Raw genomic sequence first — 24,123 nt, 5'->3', positions numbered from 1 at the left:
AGCACTCGATCGTCAGTCGCCGGTGACCATCATGGCTGAAATCTCGGCCTCGGCCGCCTTGGTGCCATCGACCAGGGCTTCGCAGGCGAATTTGAGCAGGTTGCCGCGCTTCTTGATTTTCTTGACATGGATCTTCAACTGGTCGCCGGGAACGACCGGTTTGCGGAATTTGGCGTTGTCGATGGTCAGGAAATACACCAGCGACGGCTTTGACGCTCCAAGGCTGCGGATGCAGATGGCGCCCGCCGTCTGCGCCATGGCCTCGACGATCAGCACGCCCGGCATCACCGGCTGCTCCGGGAAATGCCCCTGAAAATGCGGCTCGTTGATGGTGACATTCTTGATGCCAATGGCGGAATCGTCGCCATCGATGTCGACGATGCGGTCGATCATCAGGAAGGGATAGCGGTGCGGCAGGAGCTTCATCAGCCCCATTATGTCGACCGCTTCCAGCGTCGTCGCCGCCACCATATCAGCCATTGTCCTTGCCCTGCTTGCGTGCCCTGGCCATCGTGCGCAACATGGCTATCTCCCGCATGGCTTCCGCCATCGGCTGTGCCGGATAACCGCCCCAGATCTCGCCGGCGGGAACATTGCTCATAAATCCACTTCTGGCGGCAAGCTTGGCTCCTGAGCCGATGGTCAAGTGATCCGCAAGCCCGACGCCGCCGCCCATCGTAACGTTGTCACCCACGACCACGGAACCGGAGATACCTGAAAGTCCGGCCACTATGCAATTGCGACCGATGCGGACGTTATGGGCGATCTGCACGAGATTGTCGATCTTGGTGCCCTGACCGATGATCGTGTCGGACATGGCGCCGCGATCGACGGTGGAATTGGAACCGATCTCGACATCGTCCTGGATGATGACCCGTCCGATCTGGGGAACGCGTTCGGGACCCTTGGCACCGCCGACAAAACCAAAGCCGTCCTGACCGATCCTGGCGCCGCCATGGATGATGACCCGATTGCCGATCAGCGCATACTGGATGCTGGCGCCCGGGCCGACATAGCCGTCGCGGCCGATCTGGCAGGATTGTCCGATGACCGCGTTTGGCGCGATGACAGTGCCGCGGCCGATTGAGACGCCTGGCCCGATGACCACACCGGCCTCGATGATGGCGCCAGCCTCGACATGCGCGGTCGGATCGATATGGGCATGCGGCGAAACACCGGTTTCACCGGTCATTGGACCCGGCGTCGCGGCTGTCGGAAACAGCAGCCGGCCGACCAGCGCGAATGCCTGTTGCGGACGCGGATGAGTCAAAACGGCAACGCCGGACGGCGCCTTGTTGGCAAATTCCGCCGGGCACAGGACCGCGGCCGCACGCAGTGACGGCATCAACGCGGAATTGCGCCTCCCGTCGACGAAGACGAGCGCATTGGCGCCGCCTTCGTTGGCCGGCGCGAGCGCCTCGATCGAAACGTCGGATTGGCCGGAATCGACAAGCACCGAGCCGGTCAGATTCGCGACTTCGGCCGCCGTATACCGGCGTGATGGCGCGAAGAACACCGGATCGGTCATTCCAGAAGCTATATCCAGCTAGGTCGGAACATTTCTCCCGGATCCAAAAAACCCGGGAGCATCGTTGGCCGCCGATCAGAAGCGGGTCGATATGCCGAAGTTGAATTCCTGCACGTCGTCGCTCGCTTCCTTCTTGACCGGGATCGCATAGTCGATACGGATCGGCCCAAACGGCGAGGCCCACATCAGGCCGACACCGACCGAAGCGCGCAATTTCATTCCAACCGACGACTGATCGACCAAAGCCTGATTGCTGATCTTGTTGCCGTAGAGCGTCGCCGCGTCGGCAAACACCGCGCCACGCAGGCCGAAGCTCTCGGGAACGACCGGCAGCGGGAACTGGGCCTCGGCCGAAGCGTTGAAATAGGTCGTGCCGCCAAGATGGTCGCCGACGCCGGCCGAGTCGACTGGACCGATGCCGCCATAGGCAAAGCCGCGGATCATGCGGTCGGTGCTTTGGAACTGATCGAAGATGCGCAGGCCGCCCTCGTTGCCGTATCCCTCGACGTGCCCAGCGCCGGCCGAGATGAGGCCAACAAGGTCAAGCTGCTCGGACAGCGTCTGATAGACGCTGCCGCGTCCCGTGATCTTCACGAATTTGGCATCGCCGCCGAGACCCGCGACCTCGACGGTCGTGTTGGCATAGATACCCTCATGCGGGTTCTTCATGTCGTCGATGGTGTTGTAGACCAAACCAAGGCTGACAGACGACTTGATCCATGGACTTTGAGCGATGCCATCCAAGATAGCCGGCGAAATCGTACAGGTGCCGTCTGGATCTCCGGGGCTGGTAGGACCGCAACTATCGTCGACCTTGTATTTTTCCTGAGCGATATTGTACGCCAGCTGGGTCGTAATGCTGTTGGTGATCGGCAAACCGAAGCGGATCGTCGCGCCCGTGGTATCGCTGTCGTAGTTGTTGTTGTATTCCCGCGTCGACTTGTAGATATCGAAGCCGGCGGCAATGCGCCGTCCGAGGAAATACGGCTCGGTGAACGACAGGCTGTAGTCGCGCGAATTCTTGCCGCCACCGGCTGAAATCTTGATGAACTGGCCGCGGCCAAGGAAGTTGCGCTCGGTGATTGATCCCTCGACAGACGGGCCTGCCGAATCGCCACCGGTCGAATAGCCGGCGCCAACGGAGAATTCACCGGTCGACTTCTCGACCACGTCCACCACCAGCACGACTTGGTCGGGCTGCGAGCCGGGCACGGTCGAGATTTCGACTTTGTCAAAATAATTCAGGTCTTCCAGGCGCTTCTTCGCGCGCTGGATGAGCACCTGGTTGAACGCGTCGCCTTCGCTGACATCGAACTCGCGGCGGATGACGTAGTCACGCGTACGGTCGTTGCCGCGGATCTCGATGCGCTCGATATAGGCCTTGGTGCCCTGGTCAACCGTATACACCACCGAAATCGTGTGGTTTTCGAAGTTGCGGTCGCCGCGCGGCGTCACCTGCGCGAAGGCATAGCCCGAACCAGCCACCTTCTCGGTAAGGGCGATGATGGAGTCTTCGACATCCTTGGCGTTGTAGACATCGCCCTTGCGCGTCTCGACCACCGCTTCCAGCGACTTGGAGTCGACTTCCGGGATCGTGCTTTCGACGCTGATATCGCCGAAATTGTAACGCTCGCCTTCCTGGACGGTAATGGTGACCGTGTATTTGTTCGTCGCGTTGTCGAGTTCGCCGACAGCCGACACGACCTGGAAATCGGCATAGCCGTGATTGTAGTAGAAGCGGCGCAGCAGCTCCTGGTCGGCGCGCAGCTTGTCCTCGTCATAGACGTCGTCGCGCAGGATGAACGACACCCAGGACGAACGCTTGGTGTTGATCACATCAGACAGACGGCGGCTCGAATAGGCGCTGTTGCCGACGAAATTGATCGCCGCGATCTGCGTGCGGTCGCCTTCCGTGATGTGGAACACCACATTCACGCGGTTGTCGCCGAGTTCCATGACCTGCGTGGTCACGCCGGCATCGTCGCGGCCGATGCGCCTGTAGGCGGCCTTGACCGCCTCGACGTCGGAATCGAGCGTCGCCTGCGAGAATGTGCCGCGCGGCTTCAGTTGAACCGCAGCTTCAAGCGCATTGTCCTTGAGCTTCTTGTTGCCCTGGAACAGCACCTGGTTGACGACTTTGTATTCTGCAACCTTGACCACCAGCGTTGAGCCGACCTGGTTGATCTGGACGTCCGAGAACAGGCCGGTGCCGAACAGCGCCTTGACGGCCGCGTCGACGTCGGCGCTGGAGAAGGCTTTGCCCGGCTTGATAGTGATGTAATTGCGGATGGTATCGGCGTCGACACGCTGGTTGCCGCTCACCTCCACCCTGCTGACGACAGCGGCTTCAGCCGCCGATGTGGCAACGAATTGTACTGCGAGCGCACCTGGCACGACCAGAGCGGCGGACAGTGCCGCCGCTGACGCGGCGCTCAGAAACTTGGATGCTGCCTTCATCGGGCTTAATAACCTTTTCTCGTAGTCCCCACGGCGAGAAAACCGGACGTGCGGTAATTTCCCCTACCGTATTAACCGGATTTTCCCTACACGCAAGGCTTCTGGTTAATTTGTATTTACTTAACCCTGGTGCGTGGCTTTCGCGTCACTCATATCCCCGTGCATGGTAAACGGCGTCTCAACATCGACCATGACAAAGCCAAATTTCTTCATGATTTCAGCATCCAAACAGATCGTTCCAGAACACGAACCCCATGAAGCACAAGACCAGAAGCAGACCGGCCCGATAGGCCATTTCCATCATCCGTTCCGACACCGGACGGCGAATGACGGCCTCCACCCCGTAGAACAACAGATGGCCGCCGTCGAGGGGGGGAATCGGCAAAAGGTTTAGAATACCTATGCCGACGGAGAGCAGCGCGACGAGCTGCACCAGCCATTCGAAACCGAGTTTCGCCGCCTTGCCGGCCATGTCCGCGATCTTGACGGGACCGCCCAACTGGCACTTGTCCTCGCGGCCGACGGCGAAGCGCTGCAGGAACTGCCCGGTGCGCTCGATGACGTGGCCTGTTTCCTCGACTGCAGCCGCAACCGCCCCAACTGGTGTGTAGGTGATGAGACGGGGCTGGCCGAGTTCCTTGTTATTGACGACGCCGATCACCGCGACCTTGACCTTGTTGCCGAGCGCGTCCTGCTGCTCCATCAGCTGTGGCGTCGCGGTCACCGTTACTTCTTTACCGTCACGCAGCATGACAAAAGTGATGATATCGCCGGCGCGGCCCGAGACCAGCCGCTGCACATCGCCAAAAGTTTCGACCTTGCTGCCGTCGACACTGACGAATCGATCTCCCGGCTGGATGCCGGCTTTTGCCGCCGGACTGTCTGCCGTGACTTCCGCCACCATGGGCTCTGCGACATAACGCCCATGGGACGCAAACAGCACTGAAAAGACGACGATCGTCAGGAGGAAATTGAACAGGGGGCCGGCCACCACGGTCGCCGCACGCTTCCAGATGGCCTGCGTGTGGAAGGCGACCTTGCGCTCCTCATCGGTCAGCGTTTCGAGCTCTTCCGACGTGGGCTGGCTGGAGGTCGCGTTCATATCGCCGACAAATTTGACATAGCCGCCAAGCGGTATGGCGCAGAGCTTCCAGCGCGTGCCATGCCGGTCGTTAAAGCCGATGAGTTCGGGACCGAAGCCGATCGAGAAGGCCCTGACCCCGATGCCGCACCAGCGGCCAACGAGGTAGTGGCCCATCTCATGGACGAACACCACCACGGTCAGCACGAACAGAAACGGCACAAGCGTGCCGAGGAACAAGCCTTCCGTGCCGAAAATCGCGTGAAGAATTCCGTTCAACTCATGCCCTCAAATTCTTCCGCTGCCGCCGTGACTGTGACATCAATCCAGGCGAATCCAAGGCACGCCCGCGCCAGATCGTGAAACGACACCGTTCAAATCGGAAACAGCCCCTGCGCCGGATGATCGGCGCCCGCCGAAATCCAGCCAATGACGTATAGGGCGAGAGCCGCCGCGACAAGTCCGTCGACACGGTCCATGACGCCGCCATGACCCGGAATGAGCACGCCCGAATCCTTGCGGCCATGCCGCCGTTTGACCCAGGACTCGAACAGATCTCCAGCCTGCGCGACAATCGAAAGCACAAGGGCCACAAGGCCGAGCAAGGCCAGGTTTCCGGCACCGGCGACCGCTGCCAGCATGACCCCGGCGACAACGCCACCGACAGCGCCACCGAGCGCGCCGCTACGCGTCTTGCCGGGCGAAATAGATGGCGCCAGTTTGGGACCCCCGACGGCTCGCCCGACGAAATAGGCAAAAATGTCGGTCGCCCAGACGACCGCGAACAGGAACAGGATGGCGACGAGGCCCGAATGGTCGCCATCACGCAGCAGGGCAAGCGACAGGCCGGACACGCTGGCATAGGCAAGACCGCTCGCTTCCCACTGCCCGGTCTTGCGAACCAGGGCGGCAATCGCCGTTGCGGCAATCAGAATCACCACAAGCAGCAGCAGCCAGGACGCGGCAAGCCCGGCAATCAAGGCGCCGATGAAAACGACGACCAGCGCCTCGGGCAAGAAGCCCAGCCCCTTGGCCGCGACCGGCCGCGACATGCGGGTCCATTCGTAAAAAATCATCGCCGACATGGCTGCGCACAGCAGTCGAAAAGGCAGGCCGCCAAGCCAGGTCAGGCCAAGGGCGATGACGGCAAGCACGACCGCTGAAATGACGCGGAGTTGAAGGTTGCTCATCCCGCGGCCGGTCGCGAAGCGACGTCTTGCGGGCCCACTCCGCCGAAACGGCGCTCGCGGCCGGCAAATTCGCGCAACGCCTCGGCAAGGTGTTCGCGGCTGAAGTCAGGCCAATAGCAAGGCAGGAAGACGAGCTCGCTGTAGGCGGCCTGCCACAAGAGGAAGTTGGACAGGCGCAGCTCGCCGCTGGTGCGTATGACCAGTTCCGGATCGGGTATGCCTTGCGTGTCGAGAGCGCCGGCAAAGCTTTCGGCTGATATCGATTCGGCATCGATTTCGCCGCGCGCCGCGGCCAAGGCAAGCTTGCGCGCCGTGCGGACGATCTCGTCGCGCCCGCCATAGTTGAAGGCAATCACCAGCGTCAGAGACTCGTTGCGGGCGGTCAGCGATTCGGCCTCTTCGAGCAGACCTCGGATGTCGGCCTGCAGCCCTGCCCTGTCGCCGATGATCCTGACCCGCACGCCGCTCTGGTGCAGTTCGGCGAGATCACGGCGGATGAACAGCTTCAAAAGCCCCATCAGGTCGCTGACCTCGGACTTCGGCCGCGACCAGTTCTCCGACGAGAAAGCATAGACGGTCAGGAAGGAGATGCCGAGATCAGGCGCCGCGCGCACGGTCTTGCGCAGCGCCTCGACGCCGGCGCGATGACCGGCAAGCCTCGGCATGCCGCGCGCTTTGGCCCAGCGTCCATTTCCATCCATGATGATCGCGACATGCGCGGGCGTTGTCATGATCTCGCTTTCGGGTCAGCCGGCGGCCAACCCTAAACCTGCATGATTTCAGCTTCCTTGTCGGAAAGCAGATGATCGATGGTGCTGATCGTTTCGTCTGTAAGCTTCTGGACCTGGTCCGAACGCTTGCGCTGATCGTCCTCGCTGATCGCGCCGTCCTTCTCGGCCTTCTTCAGGAAGTCCATGCCGTCGCGGCGCACATGGCGCGCGGCGACGCGGGCGTTCTCGGCATAGCCGTGCGAGATCTTGACCAGTTCCTTGCGGCGCTGCTCGTTGAGTTCCGGCAGCGGAATCCTCAGATTGGTGCCGTCGACGATCGGGTTGAAGCCCAGATTGGATTCGCGGATAGCGCGGTCAACGGCGCCGACCATCGACTTGTCCCAGATCGACACCGAGATCATGCGCGGTTCCGGCACCGTGACGTTGGCCACCTGATTGATCGGCATGGTGGTGCCATAGGCCTGCACCTGGATGGCATCGAGCAGATTGCTGGAGGCGCGGCCGGTCCGCAGCGAAGCCAGGTCATGCTTGAACGCGGCGATTGCCCCATCCATGCGCCGCTTGAGATCGTCGTACTCACCACTCATCTTAGTCTCCTCGACCCGTCTGCCGCGGGTTCACTGCCTCGGGGCACGGCCCCGTTCGAGCCTGAATTTCGAAAGTCGGTATCCCTTTTCTAGGGATCAGGCCCCGGATCAATCGTCCGCGACGACCGTGCAGCGGCCGCCGCCCCTCAGAATATCGCCGAAACCACCTTTTTCGTGGATCGAATAGACGATTATCGGAATGTTGTTTTCGCGCGCAAGTGCAATCGCAGCGGTATCCATGATGGAAAGGCCACGATTTATCACTTCGGCATGGCTGATGCGCTCGAAACGCGTCGCATTCGGATCCTTTTTCGGGTCGGCCGAATAGACGCCGTCGACCTGCGTGCCCTTGAACAGTGCATCGGCGCCGATTTCGGCCGCGCGCAGCGCTGCGGCCGAATCAGTGGTGAAGAACGGGTTGCCGGTGCCGCCGGCAAAGATCACCACCCTGCCCTGGTTCATGTAAGCGTCTGCCTGGCGTTGCGAAAAACTCTCGCAGAGTTCTGGCATGGCGATCGCCGACAGCACCACGGCATCGACGTCGATCTTGTGCAGCGAGGTGCGCAGCGCCAGCGAGTTGATGACCGTGGCAAGCATGCCCATGTGGTCGCCGGTGACGCGGTCTCCGCCCTTGGAGGCGACAGCCACGCCGCGAAAGATATTGCCGCCGCCGATGACGACGCCGACCTCGATGCCCAGCGCGCGGGCCTCGGCAATGTCGGCGGCGATGCGATCCACGACCGAGACGTCGATGCCGAAATGTTGTTCCCCCATCAACGCTTCGCCGGATGCTTTCAGCAAGACACGTCGGTAGAGGGGCTTCACCGTCATCTGGTCCTCGTCATTTTTCATGTGGTCGCGCCTGGGCTGGCCGCCCTCGCGCAGGCGCCGAGCCCGAACATTGGCACGATGCCGAGTTCCGATACACGAAGGGCGCCGCGATGTCACGCGGCGCCCGACCGGCAAATTGGTGGCAACCTGCCGGATCGATCAGTCGGTGGACACGCTGGCTGGCTCGCCCTCGACAAGCACCGGCGACACGTAGCCGGAGGGCTTGTCGCCGGTTGCAGCGCCACCGGTGACGCGCGCCTGTATCTGCGATCCGAAATAGGAATAGGGGAACGGCGCCGGCGTTTTGCTGGCCATATCCAGCCGGTCGCGAAGCTCTGCCGGAATCTCGAAATCCAGCGCGCCAAGATTGTCCTTGATCTGGCCAAGCGTCGTCGCGCCAAGGATGACGGTGGCGATCCCAGGCTGCGTCGCCACCCAGTTGAGCGCGACCTGCGGCATGCTGCGGCCGAGCTCGGATGCGACCTTCTCGAGTTCGGCCACGATGGCCCAATTGCGCTCCGTGAACTTCTGGAATCCCGGATGTGTCGAATTGCGGAAGCCGTCGAGCCGTCCGGCATTTCCGGCCTGGGCCGGCCGATACTTGCCGCTGAGCAGCCCGCTGGCGAGCGGGCTCCAGACCATGATGCCGGCGCCATGGCGCGTGCCGAAAGGCACGAACTCATTCTCGATCGAACGCTCGGCCAGGGAATATTCGAGCTGCAAGGCCGAAATCGGCTCGTATCCGCGCAGCTCGGCAATCGCCTGCGCCCGCCCCGCATACCAGGCCGGCACGTCGGACAGGCCGACATGGCGTATCTTGCCCATCCGTACCAGGTCATCCAGCGTGCGCATGACCTCTTCGGCCGGTGTCAGCCTGTCCCACACATGCATGAGATAGAGATCGATATAGTCGGTGCCCAACCGCTTCAGCGAAGCATCGACCGCCCGCATGATGTTCTTGCGGCCGTTGCCGCCGGCATTCGGATTGCCCGGCTGCATGTTCATGGTGAACTTGCTGGCGATCACCGCGGTGTCGCGCAAGCCCCGCTCGGCGATGAATTCACCAAGCCAGGCTTCGGCCGTGCCGCTGGTGTAGAGATCCGCCGTGTCGAAGAAATTGCCGCCCGCCTCGACATAGGCGTCGAACATGGCGCGGGCCGTGTCCCTGTCGGCGCCCCAACCCCATTCCTTGCCGAAAGTCATGGTGCCGAGCGCCAGCCGGCTGACCCTGAGGCCGCTATTGCCGAGCGTGTAGTAGGTCATGGTCATGATCGTCTTCCAATGCTTGCTGGTGAATGCCGTGGCGTCACTGGCCCGCGGTGGCATTGCCCGGCGTTGCCTTGACCCAAGGATTGCCGCGCTCATGCGTCATGTGGAACGCGAAGCCATCCACCTTCCAGCCGGCGGCCGAGCGCGTCAGATGATGCTCATAAGTGCCCCAGACTTCCCAAAGCGGGTCGCCATTGCCTTCCATGCGGTTCCAGGCATAGCCGTTCGAACGGACGGTCGCCCCGTCCGCCTCGAGAACGACCTGGTGATTTGTGCGCAGATGCAGGCTCGTCTTCGAGCCCTTGAGGTTGCCGGCCCAGGCGCCGATCAGGTCGTCCGAAGCGATGTTGGCGGCTGGCTGGCCGGACAGGCTGCTGAAATCGGCGGTGACCCGATCCGCGAAATGGCTGCGCGCCAGTTTCCAGTCCTGCACGTCGACGGCGCGGTCGATGGCGTCGGCAATGCGGATGACGGCGCGCTCGTCCACGAGCGTCTGCCAGCCGGACGGGTCGGCCCCGCCGGCATCTATGGGTGCCAGCGCCATGCCTGCCGCGAACGTTACGTGCTTCAATGCGTTCATGTCTCTTCTCCTCGATGCCATCGGCAGATTGCCGATGAGTTGGCGACAATGTGGACCGCTGCCTTGGCATCGATAAGGTTGCATTGTTCGCAAAGACTATGCGATATCATTCATGAATGGACCGCGATCTCCTCACACATTTGCCTGTCATCGTTGCCGTTGCCCGGCGTGGCGGCTTCGCGCTCGCCGCGGCCGAACTCGGCATGAGCCCGTCAGCGGTCAGCCATGCGGTGCGCCTCGTTGAGGAGCGTATCGGCCAGCCCTTGTTCGCGCGCACGACGCGCAGCGTTTCGCTGACCGAGGCCGGAAAGGCGCTGGTGGAAACCGCGGCCCCTGCCCTTCAGGATATTGGCGAGCGGATCGATCGAATCCGCAGCGTCAAGGGCAGGCCCTCCGGCCTGCTCAGGATCAACGCCTCCAACATCGCGATCCCCCTGGCGGTGACGCCTGTGGTGGCGGCGATGGCGGAGCGCTATCCGGACATCACCGTGGAGATTTTCGCCGACCAGGGGCTGGTCGACATTGTCGGCGAAGGCTTTGACGCCGGCATCCGGCTGGGCGAGATGATCGCGCAGGACATGGTGGCGGTGCGGCTCACGCCCCCGTTCAAGGCCGTCATCGTCGCCTCTCCCACCTATATCGGGCGCCATGGCCGTCCGCGCAGGGTGGCCGATCTCGCCAACCACAATTGCATCGGCTACCGGCTTGTCCGCTCCGGTGCGCTCTACCGCTGGGATTTGACCGAGGACGGCAAGGACGTCGTCATGGAGACCGGCGGTACAGTCATCGTCACGGATTCGCTCGCGGCGATCGACCTGGCGCTTGCAGGCGTTGGCCTTGCCTATCTGTTCGAGCCGCTGGCGCGCGACGATCTTGCAGCCGGCCGCCTGGTGCAGGTCCTGCCGCAATCAGCAATCGAGGAGCCTGGCCTTTTCCTCTACTTCCCGCGCCGGGCGGCGATGGCGCCGAAACTGCGGGCCTTTATCGACACCGCACAAGAAATCGGCCGGACATCCCTGCGGACATCCGGCCGAAAAATGCTTTCGGAATAAAGCGGTAGGAAGTTTACTTCTTGACCGCCGCCGCGACTTCCGCCGCGAAATCGGTCTCTTCCTTTTCGATGCCTTCGCCGAGCGCGAAGCGGAGGTAGGCGGTGATCTTGGCCGGCGCGCCGATTTCCTTCTCGGCATCCTGCAGCGCCTTCTCGACAGTGATGTCGGGATTGAGCACGAAAGCCTGCTTCAGGAGCACGACTTCCTCGTAGAACTTGCGCAGGCGGCCTTCGACCATCTTTTCGATGATCGCTTCCGGCTTGCCGGTCTGACGCGCCTGGTCGGCGAAGATCGCCTTCTCACGCTCGACCGCTGCCGGATCGATCTGCTCCGCCGTCAGCGCCAGCGGGTTGGTGGCGGCGACATGCATGGCGACCTGACGGCCAAAGGCGTTGGCGGCATGCTCATTGCCCGTGGTTTCGATCGCGACCAGCACGCCGAGCTTGCCGAGGCCGTCAGCGACAGCGTTGTGGACATAGGTCGCGACCGCGCCATGCGGAACGGTCAGCTTGGCCGAACGGCGGAAGCCCAGATTCTCGCCAATGGTGCCGACAGCGTCCTTGATGGTGTCGGTGACCGACTTGTCCGAACCCGGATACTTCGCGGCAGCCACGGCTTCCGTCGTGCCATAGGCGAGAGCAACCTTGGCGACGTTGGCGACGATTTCCTGGAACGCGGCGTTGCGGGCAACGAAGTCGGTCTCGGAATTGACCTCGACGACGGCAGCTTCGCGCACGCCGGCATCGACGCCGATCAGACCTTCAGCCGCGGTGCGGCCGGCCTTCTTGTCAGCCTTGGAGATACCCTTCTTGCGCAGCCAGTCGACGGCCTCTTCCATGTTGCCGTTGGTCTCGTTCAACGCCGCCTTGCAGTCCATCATGCCCGCGCCGGTCAAGTCGCGGAGTTCTTTGACCTGTGCAGCCGAAATGCTCATTGTCGCCTCTTTGTTTTTAAATGCACCGACGCACCATCGGCATTCGATGGTGCGTCTGTTTAGCGTGCCAAAATATGAGAAAGATGAAGGCCGTGGACCGGCCTTCGATTATCAAGCCTCGGGGGCTTCCGATGCCGGAGCCGGATCGAGCGCCGGCTCGACCGGAGCTTCAACCGAAGCGCCGATGTCGACGCCGAGCGCGCCCTGCTGACGGGCGATGCCGTCGATCGCAGCCTTGGCGATCAGGTCGCAATAAAGCTGGATGGCGCGGGCCGCGTCGTCATTGCCGGGGATCGGGAAGTCGATCTTGTCCGGATCGCAGTTCGAATCGATGATGGCGACGACCGGGATGCCGAGACGCTTGGCCTCGAGGATGGCGATCGCTTCCTTGTTGGTGTCGATCACGAACATCAGGTCGGGCGTCGAGCCCATGTCCTTGATGCCGCCCAGCGCCTTGTCGAGCTTCTCGCGCTCGCGGTCGAGGTTCAGGCGCTCCTTCTTGGTGAGGCCCTGGGCCTCGCCGGCCAGCATCTCGTCGAGCTTGCGCAGGCGCTGGATCGAATTCGAGATCGTCTTCCAGTTGGTCAGCATGCCGCCGAGCCAACGCGAATTGACATAGTACTGAGCCGAACGCTGCGCGGCATCGGCGACGATGTCGGATGCCTGGCGCTTGGTGCCGACGAACAGCACGCGGCCGCCCTTGGCGACAGTGTCGGAAACTTGCTTCAGCGCCTGGTGCAGCAAAGGCACCGTCTGCGAGAGGTCGATGATGTGGATGTTGTTGCGGGCGCCATAGATGTAGGGCGCCATCTTCGGGTTCCAGCGGTGGGTCTGGTGGCCGAAGTGAATGCCAGCTTCCAAAAGCTGGCGCATGCTGAAATCAGGCAGTGCCATTCTCATTTTCCTTTCCGGTTAGCCTCCACGGACACAGGCATTTTTGGACGAAGTCCTCGAACGCCACCGGAGGTTTCAGCCGGATTTCTCCCGGGCAGACACCAAAGTCCGTGTGTGGAATGAGCGCGCATATAGAGGGGAAGCGCGACAAACGCAAGCGGGCCAGCGTTTTACCGCTCAGCGTGCGGCAATCAGCGCTCCGGTGCCGATCATGGCGCTGCCGGCAAACCGGTTCATCAGCCGCATGCGCTTCGGCGTCCTGAACCAGCCCGAAGCCCGGCCCGCGAGAGCGGCATAGACCCCCATGGTCAGAATGTTGACGCTGATGACGGTGGCCACCACCAGCAGGCCATCGACAAATGTCAGCGTGTCGAGGTTGAGGATCAGCGGCATGATCGAGGCGTGGAACAGGATCGCCTTGGGGTTGCCCAGCGCAATGGATGCGCCAAGGAAGAAGGATCTCGACAATCTCGCCTCGCCCGTCCTCGACTCATTCGATTGCGTGGCCGCGGCGCGCCACATCCTGATGCCGAGAAAGATCAGATAGACAGCACCTGCATATTTCAGCAGGAGAAAGATCCATTCGAAGGTTTGCGCCAGCGCCACCAGCCCGAGCAGCGCCAGGGTGACCAGCACCGCATCGCCGGCGGCGACCCCGACGCCAGCCATGAAGGCGCGAAGGAACCCGCGCGACACGCCATTGGTGATGACCGCGAACATCGCCGGTCCCGGTGTGGCGGCGGCAAGCGTGACCGCGGCGCAATAGGCGAGAAACGCCGTTGGTGTCATCGCTTGGCCTTTCCATTGGGCACCCGCACGCGCCGAAAGATCGCGACGATCTCCTCGCGGCTGCATTCGACGGCGCCGAGCCGCACCGCGCGGTCGCGCTCGAAGCCGGTTATGTCATAATGCGGAGCCGATGTCTTGGGCGGTCCCTGGTAGGACGAACGCTTGACGCCGAGTGCTGCGGCGAAGCGATGCAGTTCGTCGGTGTCGTCGGCCATCAGGTGGCACCAGCGATGGCCGGCCCACTTCCAGATCGCCGCATCGACGTAGACTGCCATCAAGCCCGCCGCGGCCAGCTCAATTGCGCAACCCTGCTACTTCGAGACCGGACACGGCTTGGTCTGATCGAACAGCGACAGGTTGACCAGCTTGCCGGTCATCGAGAAGTCGCCATAGTCCATGGTGAGGTCGCGGGTGATGCCGTTCTCATGCAGCTTGAAGCTGATCCGGTATTCCGGCACTTCCTCGCCGTTCTTGGCGCTGTCGTCGAAATAGGCGATGTCGACCGGCCAGTATTTGTCCGTGGCGAGCTTGGCCAGCGCCGGAGCCTCCGGATCGGCCTTGTCGGCTTCGGTCTTCTTGCCGACGACGACGGTGGTCGCCATCACCTTGTTGGCATCCTCCGAACCGTCGAACAGGTTGGTCTGGTAGAAATTCTCGCCTTTCTCGGCCTTGCCGATCAGCTCGACCAGGTGCTGGGTCGGAAACTGGGTAGCGGCGAGTTCCAGGCTGTTCTTCTCGGGCTTGTCGATATCGACCTTGAGCCCCTTCTGGTCTTTCGTGGCGATGCCCTTCACCTCCTTGTCGAGGTTCTGGTCGACAAAGGATTTGGTCACGAACGAGAAGGTCTTGCCTTCGGCGTCCTCGAAAGTCGTCGTCTGCTGGTCGGTCAGCCGCGTATTGTCGTTGGTGACGATCTGGGTGACGAAACGGAATTTCACCGTATAGCCTTCGCAGGCCGAGCCGTTGAATTCGTAGACCATGCGGCCGGATATGCCTGTTATGCCGGAGCGGTCGGAGGCTTTTTTGAGGGTGAGGTCGTACACAGCGCGATGGGCCTGCAGCGCCGGTACGGCGAAGGCGGGGACTATCGGGATCACCGCCGACAACAGAACGGCATGAAATGCAAGGCGCGCAGCGCGCATGAGGTACTCCGATCGTCGCGGCTGATGGCAGGCCGCAGGGAAAGATGGTCCAGCTTAAAAAAAGTCGTGGCGGAAGCGAGGCAAAAATAGCAATTTCGGCCCCGCCAGCGCGGCGCCTTCCAGCAATAGGGAAAAGCAATGAGTGAAACAATCGAAAAGCGGCTAAGTGATCTCGGCGTGACGCTCCCTGTCGCCGCCGCACCTGCCGCCAACTACGTTCCCTACTGCCGAACCGGAAGCCTCCTGTTCACGGCCGGACAATTGCCGCTCAAGGACGGCAAGCTGCAGGCGAGCGGCCTGCTCGGCCGCGACGTCGACACGGCAGGCGGCAAGGACGCGGCAAAATACTGCGCGATCAACATTCTGGCGCAAGCCAAGGCAGCACTCGGCGATCTGGAGAAGATCAGCCGGCTGGTGAAGATCACCGTCTTCGTCGCCTCCGCCCCCGACTTCGTCGAGCAGCATCTGGTTGCCAACGGCGCCTCCGATTTCCTCGTCGCCGCCCTTGGCGAGCGCGGCAAGCACGCCCGCTCCGCTGTCGGCACCGCCTCCCTGCCGCTTAATGCCGCAGTGGAAATCGAAGCCATCTTCGAAGTTGAATGAGCGAAGGCCTGACATGACCGACCTATCCTGGCTGACTGCCCGGCCCGTCGCCCATCGGGGCTTCCACGACATGAACAAGACGCGCTGGGAAAACACGCTTTCCGCCTTCGCAGCCGCGGCCGAACGGGGCTATGCCATCGAATGCGACGTGCATCTGTCGTCGGATGGCGTTCCCATCATCATCCATGACGACGACCTGAAACGGCTGACCGGACAGGACGGCTTCGTCTGGCAGCGCAGCGCGGCCGAACTGACCACGCTCAAGGTCGGCGGCACATCCGACCACGTGCCGACGCTGCAGGAAGCGCTCGATCTTGTCGACGGCCGCGTGCCCATGGTCGTCGAGCTGAAAGGCATTCCCGGCCGCGACGAAGGCCTGGTGGCGCGCGTCGGCAAGATGCTCAAGCGCTACAAGGGCAAGGCGGCGATCATGTCGTTCGATCACTGGCTGATCCGTGATTTCCCGAAACATGCGCCCGGCATTCCGGCTGGATTGACCGCCTACGGCAAGGACCTCAAGCTCATCGAAGCGCATTTTTCCATGCTGGCGCACGAGCTGTCCTTCACCTCTTACGCTGCCGGCGACCTGCCGAACCCGTTCGTCAGCTTCGTGCGCGAAAAGCTCAAAATGCCTGTCATCACCTGGACGGTGCATGATCAGCCGGCGATCGACCTGACCTTCAAATATGCCGATCAGATGACATTCGAAGGTTTCGAGCCCGACCTGGTCAAGGTCGCCTGAGCGGGGTTGCCTGAAACGTGACTTGTAGCGGCCCCGATGGAGCTTAAATAAGCCTCATGGATCAGGGCGATGACGGCGACGGGCAAACTGCAAATGCGGACTATTCGATCCGTATCGCCGCGGGCATCGGCGCGTTCACACGCGATGAATGGGACGCCTTTGCCGGCACCACGCGCGGCGACGCGGAGAATGGCTATAACCCGCTCGTTTCGTTCGCTTTTTTAAGCGCGCTGGAAGATTCCGGCTGCGCCGTGCGGCGCACCGGCTGGCAGGGCCATCATTTGCGGCTGGAGACTGCGCAAGGCCGGCTGCTGGGCGCGGTCCCCTGCTATCTCAAATCGCACAGCCAGGGCGAATATGTGTTCGACCACGGCTGGTCGGATGCCTTCGAGCGCGCCGGCGGCCGCTATTATCCGAAACTGCAATGCGCCGTGCCGTTCACGCCGGTCACCGGCCCTCGCCTGCTGGTCGGCAAGGGCGAGGATCCGGATGCGGTGAAGGCCGGGCTTGCCGCCGGCCTCAAGATGGTGACCGATAAGCTCGGGGTGTCCTCGGCGCATGTCACCTTCGCGCAGGAGAGCGATGTCGCGACGCTCGAGGCCGCCGGGTTCCTGCATCGCACCGACCAGCAGTTCCACTTCTTCAACGAAGGCTTTTCGACCTATGACGACTTCCTCGCCACGCTTGCCTCGCGCAAGCGCAAGGCGATGAAGAAGGAACGGCGCGAGGCGCTTGCCGATGGCATCACCATCGACTGGCTGACCGGGAAGGATCTGACGGAAAAAGCCTGGGACGACTTCTTCGCCTTCTACATGGATACGGGCAGCCGCAAATGGGGCCGCCCCTACCTGAACCGCCAGTTCTTCTCGCTGATCGGCGAACGCATGGCGGATGATATCCTGCTGGTGATGGCCAGGCGCAACGGACGCTACATTGCCGGCGCCATCAATTTCATCGGCTCCGACGCGCTCTACGGCCGCAACTGGGGCTGCATCGAAGACCACCCCTTCCTGCATTTCGAGGTCTGCTACCACCAGGCCATCGATTTCGCCATCGAACGCAAGCTGAAGGTGGTCGAGGCGGGCGCACAGGGAGAGCACAAGCTGGCGCGCGGCTACCGGCCGGTGACGATGCATTCCGCGCATTACATTTCGCACCCCGGCCTGCGCAATGCAGTGGCCGACTACCTCAAGCGCGAGCGGCGCGAGGTGGAGCGGATGAGCGAATATCTGGAAGAGCACACGCCGTTCCGCAAGGATCTCGAGGAATAGCAGGTTTTGGGCCTGGTCGATCTCGCCTGGTCGCCTGCCTCATCGTCTTGTCGCTGCGGAAGAGCTTCGCTACACGAGACACAAGGCACAATCCGGAGCGTTCGCCATGACTGAGGCCCCCTACGACACCAGCAACATCTTCGCCAAGATCCTGCGCGGCGAAATCCCTTCGCACCGCGTCTACGAAGACGAGGCCGTCGTCGCCTTCATGGATGTGATGCCGCAAGGACCGGGCCATACGCTGGTTGTGCCAAAGGCCCCGTCGCGCAATCTGCTCGACGCCAACCCGTCGACCTTCGGTCCGCTGTTCGCGGTCGTTCAGAAAGTGGCGCTGGCAGTGAAGAAGGCGCTCGATGCTGACGGCGTCACCATCCTTCAATTCAACGAGCCGGCTTCCGGCCAGACCGTCTATCACCTGCATGTCCATGTCATCCCGCGCTTCGATGGCATCCCGTTGAAGCCACACTCGGGGACGATGGAAAAACCCGAAGTACTGGCCGGGAATGCCGAAAAAATACGCGCGGCGCTGACAAGCTGAACCGCACCGCGTGTCGCGTCAGGAGAAAGTCTGGTTGGCGGCTTGAGCCAAGCGTTCGATCGCGCCGGGCTGCACGCCGTCATGCAAGCGCTGGCGGATCGCCTCCGCGCACTGTCCTGGGCTGAGGACCGAGGTATCGACCTCAAGATCGTATACGCCCGGCCGGTGCACCGCTTCCTGCCACAGACGCACCGGCAAAGGCGCAGGATCGTCTGACGAGCCGGTGACATAGCCCCTGCCCGGCTCGCTGGCGGCCCGCCTTTCCATGATCGTTTCAATCGGACAGCGAACGCCGACAAACAGCACCGGCAGGCCGGCGAGACGACGCGCGCAATCGGCCAGGCAGCCAAGCGGCTTCGAATAGGCATCGTGATGGCCGACATCCGTCACGACGTTCAGCCCCAGCCGGCTATGCGCCGCGATCGATTCGTAGAGGGCGGCATACAGGCGCGGCACGAAGACTTCGAGGTCGGGGCGTTCGCCCCCGGGGCGCAACCCTATACCCGGGCGAAGTGGCGGCGGTGTGATCCGCTCATAGGTGTCGACGCCCAGGTTCATCCATGCGCCATCGAAACTTTCCTGAATGGCTCGGGCGATGCTCGATTTTCCTGACCGCGGCGCGCCGTTGAGGATGATGACCTGGCCTGGCATAGCCACCCCATTGCTCAAAATGAAAAAGCCCCGTTGCCGGGGCTTTTTCGAGTGCGTGTGGATCAGCCCTTGCGGGGCAGTTGCGGGACCAGGCTGCGCTTGCCGCCATCCTTGCCCTTGGGCTCCGGCTTCTGCGCCACCACCTTCTTGGCGGCCGGTTTCTTGGCCACCGCCTTGGGCGGCTTCGGCGCTTCTTCCGGCTCTTCCTTCTTCGGCTTCACCGGCGCCTCGTCGGCCAGCGATTCGAGTTTCAGGCCGGTCTCGCCGGTTTCCTTCTTCTCGACGGTGACGCGCACCGTGCCGCCCTTCTTGAGCTTGCCGAACAGCACCTCGTCGGCCAGCGGCTTCTTGATGTGCTCCTGGATCACACGGCCGAGCGGCCGCGCGCCCATGCGCTCGTCATAGCCCTTGTCGGCGAGCCAGGCGATCGCATCCGGCGACAGGTCGAAGGTAACGCCACGCTCGGACAACTGCGCCTCGAGCTGCATGACGAACTTCTGCACCACCTGATGGATGACCGGCACCGGCAGCGAGCCGAACGGGATGATCGCATCGAGACGGTTGCGGAACTCCGGCGTGAACAGCCGGTTGATCGCCTCGACATCATCGCCTTCGCGCTTGGTCGACCCGAAACCGATCGCCGCGCGCTGCGCATCGGATGCGCCCGCATTGGTGGTCATGATCAGGATGACATTGCGGAAGTCGATCTGCTTACCGTTGTGGTCGGTCAGCTTGCCGTGATCCATGACCTGCAACAGGATGTTGAACAGATCCGGATGGGCCTTTTCGACCTCGTCGAGCAGCAGCACGCAGTGCGGATGCTGGTCGACACCGTCGGTCAACAGGCCGCCCTGGTCGAAACCGACATAGCCGGGAGGCGCGCCGATCAGCCGCGAAACGGTGTGGCGTTCCATATATTCCGACATGTCGAAGCGGATCAGCTCGACGCCGAGCGAGGCGGCGAGTTGCTTGGCCACTTCCGTCTTGCCGACGCCGGTCGGGCCCGAGAAAAGATACGAGCCGATCGGCTTTTCCGGTTCGCGCAGGCCGGCACGGGCCAGCTTGATCGCCGAGGTCAGCGCGGTGATGGCGGTGTCCTGGCCATAGACGACCCGCTTCAGCTCGATGTCGAGGCCCTGCAGCACCTTCTCGTCGTCGGCCGAAACCGTCTTCGGCGGAATACGCGCCATGGTGGCGATCGTGGCTTCGATCTCCTTGATGCCGATGGTCTTCTTGCGCTTGGCTTCCGGCACCAGCATCTGCGAGGCGCCGGTCTCGTCGATCACGTCGATCGCCTTGTCCGGCAGCTTGCGGTCGTTGATGTAGCGCGCCGACAGCTCGACCGAGGCCTTGATGGCTTCGCTCGTGTAGCGGACCTTGTGGAACTCCTCGAAATAGGGCTTGAGGCCCTTCATGATCTCGATGGCGTCCTCGATGGTCGGTTCGTTGACGTCGATCTTCTGGAAGCGCCGCACCAGAGCGCGGTCCTTCTCGAAGAACTGCCGGAACTCCTTGTAGGTGGTCGAGCCGATGCAGCGGATCGCACCCGACGACAGAGCCGGCTTCAACAGGTTCGATGCGTCCATGGCGCCGCCCGAGGTGGCACCTGCGCCGATCACCGTATGGATCTCATCAATGAACAGCACCGCGCCCGGATAATCCTCGAGCTCCTTCACGACCTGCTTCAGCCGCTCCTCGAAATCACCGCGGTAGCGCGTGCCGGCCAGCAGCGTGCCCATGTCGAGCGCGAAGATGGTGGCGTTGTGCAGCACTTCGGGAACGTCGCCCTCGACGATGCGCTTGGCGAGGCCTTCGGCGATCGCCGTCTTGCCGACGCCGGGGTCGCCTACATAGAGCGGGTTGTTCTTGGAGCGGCGGCACAGCACCTGGATGGTGCGGTTGATTTCGGACTCGCGGCCGATCAGCGGATCGATCTTGCCGGCCTTGGCCTTGTTGTTGAGGTTGACGCAATAAGCCGTCAGCGCGTCCTGCTGCTGCTTCTTCTTGCCGCCTTCCTCTTGCGGCTCGGCGCCGTTCTGGCCGCCCTGTTCGTCATCGGCGCCGCGCGGCGAGCGCGTTTCCGATGCGCCGGGGCGCTTGGCGATGCCGTGCGAGATGTAGTTGACCGCGTCGTAGCGGGTCATCTGCTGTTCCTGCAGGAAATAGGCGGCGTGGCTCTCGCGCTCGGCGAAGATGGCGACGAGCACGTTGGCGCCCGACACTTCCTCGCGGCCCGACGACTGCACGTGGATCACCGCGCGCTGGATGACGCGCTGGAAGCCGGCGGTCGGCTTGGAATCCTCGTCGTAGCCGGTGACCAGATTGTCGAGTTCGGTGTCGATATAGGTCAGAACAGTGTGCTTCAGCTCGTCGAGATCGACGTTGCAGGCGCGCATGACGGCGGCCGCCTCGGTGTCGTCGATCAACGCGAGCAGCAGATGTTCAAGGGTTGCGTATTCATGGTGCCGCTCATTGGCGAGCGTCAGCGCCTGGTGAAGCGCCTTTTCCAGGCCTTGGGAGAAAGCCGGCATGTTACCTCACTTCTTCTCCATCACGCATTGCAGCGGATGCTGATTCTGTCGGGCGAAATCCATGACCTGAGACACTTTGGTCTCGGCCACCTCGAATGTATAGACCCCGCACTCGCCCACTCCATGATTGTGAACATGAAGCATGATGCGTGTGGCGGCTTCGCGGTCCTTCTGGAAAAAACGCTCCAGCACGTGAACCACGAACTCCATGGGAGTGTAGTCGTCGTTGAGGATGAGGACCCGGTAAAGGCTGGGCTTCTTGGTCTTGGTTTTGGTGCGCGTGATGACGGCCGTCCCGCGGCCGGCCTCATTGCCGTCGCCGCCGCCGTTTTGCATCCGCGCCACTTGTCTCGTGGCAGTCAAACCGATCGTCACGTAATCCTGCCTCTTTCGAATCCCCATGCGAGTTCGACATGTAGGTGTTCGATGGACGATTTTAAGCCCTTCTGGTTAGCTGACAATATGGCTAGGTGACCAAACTTGGCGGATTTTCGCAATCGTGAAGCGCTGCGCCGCCGCGAACTGGAAATTAGCATGAAAAAACCCGGCCGCGTCTCCGCGACCGGGCTTCTTCCCGGGCCCAAGGGGCCGGATCTGAAACTGTCGGGGCGAAAATTACTTCGCCCGGGCGAAATTACTTCGCCTTGGCAACGATCGATTCGAACGGCTTGTAGGCTTCCTTGGCGAGTTCGGCATAGAGGTCGCCGATCTTGGTGGCCTCGGCGACGAACGCCTCGTAGGACTGCTTGGCGTAGTCGGACTGGATCTCGATGGCCTTGTCCAGCGACTTGGCCGAAAGCAGCTTCTCGACAGCCGCGCTGCCCGCCTCGAAGCTCTTCTTGGTGTATTCACCGGCCTCGGTGGCGATCGCCTGAGCGCCCTTGGAGAGCGAAGCGAAGCTCTTCAAGCCGGTGTCTGCGAATTCCTTGCCGTATTTGCTGAAGTCCTCATAGGTCTGGGTCATTTCACGATTCCCTTGACGGTTGAGGCGTCCTTCTTCGGGGCGCCGTTGTGCAATGCACTAGAGTATATTGTGCGTCGCACAAAAGTCAATATTTCGCCGGCGTGCGGGCCCCGCCTGCGCAGGCAATGGCTAAAAATCGAATAAAGTGCGTTTCAAGCCCGAAGAAAATGGTGAACGCGGCGGTTACCATAAACGGATTGGTAACGCTGCCCGGCTAGCTTGGCTGGAAGTGAGGCAGGACCCTTTGCCGCCTCCAACGCAACGAAGAATTCAAGGGAAATATCAGTGCGTCAGGCGTTGTTGGGCATCGTTTCCAAATCCACCTCCCCCCTCAAAGCGATCATGGTCCTCGCCCTGGCGATGACGTTCGTTTGCGCCGACGCTGCCGCCTCGCTGGCGGCGCGGCAGGCGGCCATCGTCGTCGACGCCAAGACGGGCAAGGTGCTGTATTCCGCGGATGCCAATGGCAGGCGCTATCCGGCGTCGCTGACCAAGATGATGACGCTTTACCTGACCTTCGAAGCGATGGCGAAGGGCAGGATCAGCCGGAACACGCCTGTCGTGTTTTCCGCCAAGGCCTCCGGCGAGGCGCCGACGAAACTCGGCGTGAAGCCAGGCGGCTCGGTCACCGTCGAAACCGCCATCCTGTCGATCGTCACCAAGTCCGCGAACGACTCGGCCACTGCGCTCGGCGAGATGCTTGGCGGCGATGAAAGCACCTTTGCCCGCATGATGACCGCCAAGGCGCGGGCTCTCGGCATGAACGGCACCGTCTTCCGCAACGCCAACGGCCTGCCCGATCCCGGCCAGTTCACCACCGCGCGCGACATGGCCACGCTCGGCATCGCGCTCAGGGAGCATTTCCCGCAGTATTACGGCTATTTCTCGCAGCGCTCGTTTCTCTATGGCCGCCAGCGCATCAATGGCCACAACCGTCTGCTCGGGCGCATCAAGGGCGTCGACGGCATCAAGACCGGCTACACCCGCGCCTCCGGCTTCAATCTCGTTTCGTCGGTTTCCGACGGCAACCGCCGCCTTGTCGCCGTTGTCATGGGCGGCACCTCCGGCGGCAGCCGCGACAACCAGATGGCGTCGCTGATAAACACTTACATGCCGAGGGCCTCGACCCGCGGCGGCGGCGACCTGGTCGCCAAGGCCGACGACAGCAACCCGGTCAAGGCGCTTGCCAAGGTTCTGCTGCCCAAGCACGACGCGCCGACCCCGGACGACAAGCCGGTCGCGATGGCCAGCGCCGACGACACATCCGTTGCCGAAGACGCGACCGTTGCGCAGGGTGATGACGAAGAGAGCGCCGAAGCCGAAACACCCAAACTGGTTGTTCCGGCAAAGAAGGTGAAGACGGTCATCGTCGCCGCGCCCAAGGTCACCACCGCACAGGTCGTGGCCGCCTATGCCGAGCCGGCGCCAGCTGCCGCGCCGACGCCGGCCGTCGATCCGGTCAAAACCGCTTCGGTGCCGTCGGGCTGGGCTATCCAGGTCGCCTCGTCGCCAAAACAGTCGGAAGCCCAGGCTGTCCTCGACAAGACCACCAAGCAGGCACCGAAGGTGCTGGCGGATGCCGCCGGCTTCACCGTCGCCTTCGACAAGGACGGCGTCACCTACTACCGCGCCCGTTTCGGCGGCTTTGGTTCGAAGGACGCCGCCTGGAAGGCTTGCACGGCTTTGAAGAAGAAGAAAATCGAGTGCTACGCCGTCCAGCAATAGGACGGCGTGGAAGCAATCTCCCGGAAATTTTTT

The 24,123-nt window shown here is 62.3% G+C and carries 25 protein-coding genes; 6 read left to right on the top strand and 19 right to left on the bottom strand.

Translation table 11 applies throughout. The features are described 5' to 3' along the window. Window positions 1–12: 12 nt before the first annotated feature. From fabZ to JG746_RS19865, 10 genes are all read right to left on the bottom strand, one after another. Window positions 13–480 carry a 3-hydroxyacyl-ACP dehydratase FabZ gene (gene fabZ / locus JG746_RS19910; RefSeq protein WP_202354349.1) on the bottom strand — a complete coding sequence of 156 codons (468 nt, stop codon included), beginning with the start codon at window positions 478–480 and terminating at the stop codon, window positions 13–15. Next, entirely contained in the window at window positions 473–1,528 is a 1,056-nt protein-coding gene (lpxD, locus tag JG746_RS19905; RefSeq protein WP_202354348.1) for a UDP-3-O-(3-hydroxymyristoyl)glucosamine N-acyltransferase, read from the bottom strand. Before lpxD ends, fabZ begins: the two co-directional genes overlap by 8 nt. A gap of 75 nt (window positions 1,529–1,603) precedes the next feature. Further along, the gene (gene bamA, locus JG746_RS19900; RefSeq protein ID WP_202354347.1) at window positions 1,604–3,985 is read right to left on the bottom strand and encodes an outer membrane protein assembly factor BamA; all 2,382 of its coding nucleotides are present in this window, start codon (window positions 3,983–3,985) and stop codon (window positions 1,604–1,606) included. 217 nt (window positions 3,986–4,202) lie between these two features. Further along, window positions 4,203–5,345, bottom strand: coding sequence for an RIP metalloprotease RseP (gene rseP, locus JG746_RS19895; protein WP_202354346.1), 1,143 nt, complete (start codon window positions 5,343–5,345; stop codon window positions 4,203–4,205). A gap of 95 nt (window positions 5,346–5,440) precedes the next feature. Then, window positions 5,441–6,256 (bottom strand): phosphatidate cytidylyltransferase, encoded by an 816-nt coding sequence (locus JG746_RS19890; protein WP_202354345.1) that lies wholly within the window; start codon window positions 6,254–6,256, stop codon window positions 5,441–5,443. Further along, window positions 6,253–6,987 carry an isoprenyl transferase gene (locus JG746_RS19885; RefSeq protein WP_202354344.1) on the bottom strand — a complete coding sequence of 245 codons (735 nt, stop codon included), beginning with the start codon at window positions 6,985–6,987 and terminating at the stop codon, window positions 6,253–6,255. The genes JG746_RS19890 and JG746_RS19885 overlap by 4 nt, the downstream gene beginning before the upstream one ends. A gap of 32 nt (window positions 6,988–7,019) precedes the next feature. Next, window positions 7,020–7,574 carry a ribosome recycling factor gene (gene frr / locus JG746_RS19880; protein WP_095200157.1) on the bottom strand — a complete coding sequence of 185 codons (555 nt, stop codon included), beginning with the start codon at window positions 7,572–7,574 and terminating at the stop codon, window positions 7,020–7,022. 108 nt (window positions 7,575–7,682) lie between these two features. Next, window positions 7,683–8,405, bottom strand: a complete 723-nt coding sequence (gene pyrH / locus JG746_RS19875) for a UMP kinase (protein WP_202359409.1) — start codon at window positions 8,403–8,405, stop codon at window positions 7,683–7,685. A 159-nt stretch (window positions 8,406–8,564) separates the two neighbouring features. Next, window positions 8,565–9,674: an aldo/keto reductase gene (locus JG746_RS19870; RefSeq protein WP_202354343.1), complete on the bottom strand. Its 1,110-nt coding sequence runs from the start codon at window positions 9,672–9,674 to the stop codon at window positions 8,565–8,567. A 37-nt stretch (window positions 9,675–9,711) separates the two neighbouring features. Further along, complete coding sequence (locus JG746_RS19865) at window positions 9,712–10,254, bottom strand: nuclear transport factor 2 family protein (RefSeq protein WP_202354342.1); 543 nt, start codon at window positions 10,252–10,254, stop codon at window positions 9,712–9,714. 116 nt (window positions 10,255–10,370) lie between these two features. Here JG746_RS19865 and JG746_RS19860 point away from each other — a divergent pair, with 116 nt between their 5' ends. Further along, on the top strand, window positions 10,371–11,306 hold the full coding sequence (locus tag JG746_RS19860) for a LysR family transcriptional regulator (RefSeq protein WP_202354341.1): 936 nt from the start codon (window positions 10,371–10,373) through the stop codon (window positions 11,304–11,306). A gap of 13 nt (window positions 11,307–11,319) precedes the next feature. Here the strand turns inward: JG746_RS19860 and tsf are convergent, their stop codons facing one another. The 5 genes from tsf to JG746_RS19835 all read right to left on the bottom strand — a co-directional run bounded on the left by tsf (window position 11,320) and on the right by JG746_RS19835 (window position 15,065). Beyond that, on the bottom strand, window positions 11,320–12,240 hold the full coding sequence (gene tsf, locus JG746_RS19855) for a translation elongation factor Ts (RefSeq protein WP_202354340.1): 921 nt from the start codon (window positions 12,238–12,240) through the stop codon (window positions 11,320–11,322). A gap of 111 nt (window positions 12,241–12,351) precedes the next feature. Next, the gene (rpsB, locus tag JG746_RS19850) at window positions 12,352–13,134 is read right to left on the bottom strand and encodes a 30S ribosomal protein S2 (RefSeq protein WP_023777441.1); all 783 of its coding nucleotides are present in this window, start codon (window positions 13,132–13,134) and stop codon (window positions 12,352–12,354) included. Between the two features lie 177 nt (window positions 13,135–13,311). Then, entirely contained in the window at window positions 13,312–13,923 is a 612-nt protein-coding gene (locus JG746_RS19845; RefSeq protein WP_202354339.1) for a LysE family translocator, read from the bottom strand. Beyond that, complete coding sequence (locus tag JG746_RS19840) at window positions 13,920–14,198, bottom strand: DUF4031 domain-containing protein (protein ID WP_202354338.1); 279 nt, start codon at window positions 14,196–14,198, stop codon at window positions 13,920–13,922. The genes JG746_RS19845 and JG746_RS19840 overlap by 4 nt, the downstream gene beginning before the upstream one ends. A 36-nt stretch (window positions 14,199–14,234) precedes the next feature. Then, the gene (locus tag JG746_RS19835) at window positions 14,235–15,065 is read right to left on the bottom strand and encodes a cell envelope integrity EipB family protein (RefSeq protein ID WP_202354337.1); all 831 of its coding nucleotides are present in this window, start codon (window positions 15,063–15,065) and stop codon (window positions 14,235–14,237) included. 138 nt (window positions 15,066–15,203) lie between these two features. Here JG746_RS19835 and JG746_RS19830 point away from each other — a divergent pair, with 138 nt between their 5' ends. The 4 genes from JG746_RS19830 (at window position 15,204) to JG746_RS19815 (ending at window position 18,219) form a co-directional block, all read left to right on the top strand. After that, entirely contained in the window at window positions 15,204–15,668 is a 465-nt protein-coding gene (locus JG746_RS19830; RefSeq protein WP_202354336.1) for a RidA family protein, read from the top strand. A gap of 13 nt (window positions 15,669–15,681) precedes the next feature. Continuing rightward, window positions 15,682–16,410, top strand: coding sequence for a glycerophosphodiester phosphodiesterase (locus tag JG746_RS19825; RefSeq protein WP_202354335.1), 729 nt, complete (start codon window positions 15,682–15,684; stop codon window positions 16,408–16,410). A gap of 56 nt (window positions 16,411–16,466) precedes the next feature. Continuing rightward, complete coding sequence (locus tag JG746_RS19820; protein ID WP_202354334.1) at window positions 16,467–17,681, top strand: GNAT family N-acetyltransferase; 1,215 nt, start codon at window positions 16,467–16,469, stop codon at window positions 17,679–17,681. Window positions 17,682–17,787: 106 nt separating this feature from the next. Next, entirely contained in the window at window positions 17,788–18,219 is a 432-nt protein-coding gene (locus tag JG746_RS19815) for an HIT family protein (RefSeq protein WP_202354333.1), read from the top strand. 18 nt (window positions 18,220–18,237) lie between these two features. On the opposite strand, the gene JG746_RS19810 is transcribed toward JG746_RS19815, so the two are convergent. The 4 genes from JG746_RS19810 to JG746_RS19795 all read right to left on the bottom strand — a co-directional run bounded on the left by JG746_RS19810 (window position 18,238) and on the right by JG746_RS19795 (window position 22,365). Next, complete coding sequence (locus JG746_RS19810; RefSeq protein ID WP_202354332.1) at window positions 18,238–18,870, bottom strand: chloramphenicol phosphotransferase CPT family protein; 633 nt, start codon at window positions 18,868–18,870, stop codon at window positions 18,238–18,240. Window positions 18,871–18,932: 62 nt separating this feature from the next. Next, window positions 18,933–21,401, bottom strand: a complete 2,469-nt coding sequence (gene clpA / locus JG746_RS19805) for an ATP-dependent Clp protease ATP-binding subunit ClpA (RefSeq protein ID WP_202354331.1) — start codon at window positions 21,399–21,401, stop codon at window positions 18,933–18,935. A 6-nt stretch (window positions 21,402–21,407) separates the two neighbouring features. Continuing rightward, window positions 21,408–21,737: an ATP-dependent Clp protease adapter ClpS gene (gene clpS / locus JG746_RS19800; protein ID WP_010909565.1), complete on the bottom strand. Its 330-nt coding sequence runs from the start codon at window positions 21,735–21,737 to the stop codon at window positions 21,408–21,410. A gap of 298 nt (window positions 21,738–22,035) precedes the next feature. After that, window positions 22,036–22,365 carry a phasin family protein gene (locus JG746_RS19795; protein WP_202354330.1) on the bottom strand — a complete coding sequence of 110 codons (330 nt, stop codon included), beginning with the start codon at window positions 22,363–22,365 and terminating at the stop codon, window positions 22,036–22,038. A gap of 285 nt (window positions 22,366–22,650) precedes the next feature. On the opposite strand from JG746_RS19795, the gene JG746_RS19790 reads away from it, so the two are divergent. Continuing rightward, window positions 22,651–24,090: a D-alanyl-D-alanine carboxypeptidase gene (locus tag JG746_RS19790; protein WP_202354329.1), complete on the top strand. Its 1,440-nt coding sequence runs from the start codon at window positions 22,651–22,653 to the stop codon at window positions 24,088–24,090. Window positions 24,091–24,123 lie beyond the last annotated feature (33 nt).

The organism is Mesorhizobium sp. 113-3-3, assembly GCF_016756495.1.
Classification (GTDB): Bacteria; Pseudomonadota; Alphaproteobacteria; order Rhizobiales; family Rhizobiaceae; genus Mesorhizobium.
Note: the sequence above shows the minus strand (reverse complement) of the source record. Positions and strands in the feature narration are given on the sequence as shown.